Origin of the sequence: Streptomyces sp. NPDC046881, assembly GCF_040645015.1 — a bacterium.
In the GTDB taxonomy this organism is placed as follows: Bacteria; Actinomycetota; Actinomycetes; order Streptomycetales; family Streptomycetaceae; genus Streptomyces.
The window spans coordinates 1-2923 of sequence record NZ_JBEYXJ010000222.1 but is presented as its reverse complement, the minus strand read 5'-3'; the positions used below and the strand labels follow the sequence as shown (position 1 = coordinate 2923).

At 72.0% G+C, this 2923-nt stretch carries 2 protein-coding genes; one reads left to right on the top strand and one right to left on the bottom strand.

Annotated elements, in window-relative coordinates; all coding sequences use genetic code 11:
- Positions 1-86: 86 nt before the first annotated feature.
- Entirely contained in the window at positions 87-962 is an 876-nt protein-coding gene (locus tag ABZ923_RS41100) for a hypothetical protein (protein WP_361483507.1), read from the bottom strand.
- A gap of 282 nt (positions 963-1244) precedes the next feature.
- Between ABZ923_RS41100 and ABZ923_RS41095 the strand changes: the two genes are divergently transcribed.
- Positions 1245-2923, top strand: a 1679-nt coding sequence (locus tag ABZ923_RS41095) for a condensation domain-containing protein (RefSeq protein WP_361483504.1), incomplete at its 3' end; no start/stop codon positions are given.

Below are 2923 nucleotides of genomic sequence, written 5' to 3'. Positions count from 1 at the left end.
GGGGGGGGGGGGGGGGGGGGGGCGCGGCGCGGGGGGGGCCCGCCCCGGGGGGGGGGCCCCCCCCCCCCCGGCTGTCGTGCCTCCGGTCAGGTCCTGGGGGTGCGGGACTCCAGCGTGTACGACGCCTCGACGCGGTAGGTGCCCTTGTTGCCGCCGCCCCGGTCCACGTTGACGTCGGCCGACCTGACGACCTTCAGGTACAGGCCGTCCGCCTTGTCGAACCAGACGTCCGCCACGGCGTCACCGTCCAGGCCCTCGCCCTTCACATAGCTGTCGATCTTCACGTGGTGGGCCGGCCGGGCCTCGCCGCCGACCTGCACGGTCTCGTCACCGATGTACTTGATCTTGATCGCGGCGCGGTTGCCGTGCGAGACGCAGATCGTCTCCTCCCGTCCGCCGGGCTTCACCGCGTTCCCGCCCACCTGCACCATGGCCGGATTGCACCTGTGCGCCTCGTCGCCCTCGATCCCCGCGAAGCTCACCTTCTGCATGTGGGCCAGACACAGGTATTCGCCCCGGCCGCTGCACTGGCGGTGGGCGTCGGTGTGCTCCTTGATCGGGGTGAAGTACAGCTCCCACACGCAGCCGGGCCCGTGCTGCACCCGGGCGTAGGTCACCTTGGGAAAGGGACGCTTGTAGGTGTCACCGTCGTAGATGATCGAGTCCGCGCCGTCGGTCCGGTAGGTGTAGACGCCGGCCTTCGGCTTGGTGAACCCCTTGATCTGCTTGCTCGGCGCCACCGGACGGCTGATCTGCCCCAGGTCGTCGCGGAGCGCCGAAGGATGGTCGCGGTACGTCTGCAAGGCCTTGGCGAGCGTCACCGGCGTGCCCTCGGGGGTGATGGCCTGGGTGCGGTTCGCGACGATGAACGCTCCGGCCGCGACGAGTACGGCCAGGATCGGCACCAGGCGCAACAGGGTGCGCCTGACCTGCCGTTTGGTAGAGCGGGACGGGCCTTCCACAATCGCTCCTTCGACGGGTCGGACATCCCGAGCACCCTGCCCCGCGGGCGGGCGGGGGCCCACCCCAGCACGACGCGCCCGAAGAGCCCTGCCCTTGGTCCCCCTCGAAAGGACACGCTCGGCGTCCCCGGCCGTCCGGCCTTCCCGCCAGTCATTCAGGGCTGTTGGACGGCCTCGTCCGCGCGCGAGTCTGGCCGGGCTCGCCCGCAGGGCCGCAGCGAGCCGCGCCCGGACCGGCGGGCGGCCCTGGGTGTCCGTCCCGCATCGCCTTCAGGAGGTCCCGTGCACCCGATCGGCAACGGCAACGTCGGCACGCGTTCCCTCGACCGGGCGGCCCTGCTCGCCCTCCCCCCGGCCGACCGGATGCGGGACGTCTGCGCCTACCTGCGCGAGTGCTACCACCGGACGACCGGCCAGGAGGCACCCGCCGACCTCGACGACTCCCTCTACCTGGAGTCCCTCCAGGCCACCGAACTCCAGCTCACGGTCGAGGCCGAGCTGGAGGTGTCCGTCCCGCTCACCGACCTCGTCGCCATGCCCAGTCTGCGCGTCCTCGCCGAGTCCGTCGACCACTCCCTGGTCTCCTCGGCTCAGGCACCGCTCGCCGAGACCGAACGGGAACTGACCCTGCGTCCGGAGCCGGGGTCGTGGGGTGAGCCGTTCGGTCTGACGGATGTCCAGCACGCCTACTGGCTGGGCCGGTCGGGGCTGTTCGAGCTGGGTGACGTCTCCACGCACGTCTATCTGGAGCTGGAATCGCGGGACTTCGATCCGGAGCGCGCTTCGCAGGTGCTGCGCCGGCTGGTGGCCCGGCACGGGATGCTGCGGGCGGTGGTCCGCGACGACGGACGTCAGCAGGTGCTGGAGGACGTCGGCGAGGTGCGCGTCGGCTTCGCCGACCTGAGCGGCCTGCCGCAGACCGAAGCGGACGAGGCGGTGGCCGCCGCACGGGACCGGCTGTCGCACGAGGTACGGCCGGCCGGCCGGTGGCCGCTGTTCGAGGTGTACGCCCAGCGCCTGCCCGGCGGGACGACACGGGTCCACCTCAGCATCGACATGCTCATCGCCGACGCGGCATCCGTACGGATCCTCCTCTCGGAGTGGGCCGAGCTGTACGCCGACCCCGACGGCGAACTCCCCGCCATCGACGTGTCCTTCCGCGACTACTGCCTGGCGGTGGCCTCCGGACCGGACGACGACAAGGCCCGGGACTACTGGCTGGGCCGGCTGGATTCGCTGTCGGCGGCCCCGGAGCTGCCGGTGGTGTCGCAGCGGCCGAGCGGCCCCACCCGGTTCGTACGGCGGACGCATGAACTCTCGGACGAGCGGTGGCGGTCGTTGAAGCGCGCGGCGCAGGCGTGGGGTGTGACACCGTCGGCGCTGCTGTGTACGGCGTACGCGGAGGCGCTGGCGCTGTGGGCGAAGGAGCCGCGGTTCACGCTGAACGTCACGATCGGCGACCGCCTGCCGCTGCACCCGCATGTCGAGCGCCTGATCGGCGACTTCACCAACCTCGTCCTCCTCGAAGTCGACACGGGCTCCGCCGGCACCTTCGCCGACCGCGCCCAAGACGTGCAGCGCCGGCTGTGGCAGGACCTGGAACACCGCGCCTACGGGGGCGTACGCCTGCTGCGCGAACTGGCCCGGCGGCACGGACCCGAGCGTGCCGCCATGCCGGTGGTGTTCACCAGCGTCCTCGGCCAGGACATGCCGGGCGGCTCACCCGCCGATCCGCTGCCCGGCCTGGGCCACGTCGTCTCCGCGGTCTCGCAGACGCCCCAGGTGACGCTGGACTGCCAGGTGGTGGAGGTGGCCGGCGGGCTGCTGGTCAGTTGGGACGCGGTGGAGGCGCTGTTCCCGGAAGGGGTGCTGGACGGGGCGTTCGGGGCGTTCGTGGCCCTGGTGGAGGAACTGGCCGACGGTGAGAAGGCATGGCAGTCGACCTGCCCGGTGACCACGCC